Origin of the sequence: Actinoplanes sp. NPDC048791 (assembly GCF_040650095.1) — a bacterium.
In the GTDB taxonomy this organism is placed as follows: Bacteria; Actinomycetota; Actinomycetes; order Mycobacteriales; family Micromonosporaceae; genus Actinoplanes.
Window position 1 is genome coordinate 1 of sequence record NZ_JBEZGQ010001414.1, and the last position, 1,728, is coordinate 1,728.

General features: G+C 72.6%; 2 protein-coding genes. One reads left to right on the plus strand and one right to left on the minus strand.

Going from position 1 to position 1,728, the window contains the following annotated elements; translation table 11 throughout:
- The coding region (locus AB0C29_RS46935) for a methyl-accepting chemotaxis protein (protein ID WP_360834669.1) at positions 1-613 on the plus strand (613 nt) is incomplete at its 5' end.
- Between the two features lie 6 nt (positions 614-619).
- Here AB0C29_RS46935 and AB0C29_RS46940 read toward each other — a convergent pair.
- Positions 620-1,728 (minus strand): hypothetical protein (locus AB0C29_RS46940; RefSeq protein WP_360834671.1); only part of this gene is annotated, 1,109 nt, incomplete at its 5' end.

Below are 1,728 nucleotides of genomic sequence, written 5' to 3' on the forward strand. Positions count from 1 at the left end.
CTCGATCCGGGAGATCGCCTCGAACGCCGCCGACGCCAGCCGGGCCGGCGCCGAGGCCGTCGACGTGGCGAGCGAGGCCACCCGGACCGTCAAGGAGCTCGGCAGCTCGTCCGCCGAGATCGACAACGTCATCAAGCTGATCACCGCGATCGCCGAGCAGACCAACCTGCTGGCCCTCAACGCCACCATCGAAGCCGCCCGGGCCGGGGAGATGGGCAAGGGCTTCGCCGTGGTCGCCTCCGAGGTCAAGGACCTGGCCCAGGAGACCGCGCGGGCGACCGGCGACATCGGCCGCCGGGTGACCGACATCCAGACCAGCGCCACCGCCACGACGGAGGCCATCGACCGGATGAGCCAGATCATCCTGCAGGTCAACGACTACCAGACCACCATCGCGTCGGCGGTCGAGGAGCAGACGGCGACCACCTCGGAGATGGCCCGCAACATCTCCGACGCCTCCGGCAGCAGCCGCGACATCTCCGGCAGCCTGACGGCGGTCGCCGGCGCCGCGACGGAGACGTCCACCGCGATCGGGGGCTCCCAGGCCGCGGTGAACGAGCTGGCCACGATGAGCGCGACGCTGCACACCCTGGTCAGCCAGTTCAAGTACTGAGCGGACTCACCGTGGCGGGCACAGCGGCCGGGGGCTGGTGCCGGGGAAATACCGGTGCCAGTCCACGGTGACCGGCCGCTCGCAGGTCTGCTGGATCACCGCGGCGAGATCGGGGTTGATGAGCCACATCGCCGACTTGCCGTCCAGGACGAACAGGTCGTTGCCACTGAGCCGGGGCGAGGAGAGGCGCAGGCCCTGGGTGTGCAGCCGGAGGAGGTCCCGGCCGGTCGCGGTGTCCCAGATCCGGGCCCCGGCCCCGTCGACGACCGCCACGGTCCGCCCGGCGGCGTCGAAGGCCAGGTCGGTCGTCTCGTCGAGGCCGCTGACGCGGGCCACGACCCGCGGCGCGTGGGGATCGGCGACGTCGAGGACGGTCGTGGTCGTGTCGTCCTGGTACGCCGTGACGGCGATCAGCCCAGCCGGTCCCGCCCGGACGATCGCCGGGTGCGGGGCCTGCAACAGGGTGCTGATCCGGCGGCCGTCGACGGTCCAGCGTTCGATGGTGTCCTGGTCACCGGTGCGCCGGCTGAGGACGACGCCCGTGCCGTCGGCCAGCACCGCGGTCCCGACCACGTCGCGGGCCGGCAAAGTGCGGACCGAGCGGTCACCGACCCGCCAGACTCTGGCCGTACGGTCCGGGCCCAGGGCACTCAGCAGCGAGCCGGTCCGGTCCATGCCCTGCATCAGCCCAAGCCCGGCCGGCACCCGGACGGACCGGGGGCGATCCAGGTCGGCCAGGTCCCAGAGCTGGGAACGGGTGTTTCCACTCCAGTAGATCGCCCGGCGCTCGTCGAGGCTGTTCATGTGCAGATAGCTGTTGGCGGTGGGCAGGCTGCCGGCCTGCCGCCACGTCTCACCGTCCCGCCGCCACAGCCGTTCCCCCAGCGTGCGGGTGTCGTAGGTGACCGCGAACCGGCCGGGTGGGTGCACGTATCCGCGCCCGAGGGTGGTGGCCTCCGCGGCGGCGTGCGCCAGGACCAGCACGTCGCGGGCCTCGACAGTGGGTGTGAGCCGGTACGCGGCCAGCGCCAGGGCCGCGGCGTCGGTGGGCCGGGTGGCGATCAGGTCGCGGGCGGAATCGGTGGCGCGCAGGGACAGTGCCTCGTTGCGCTGCC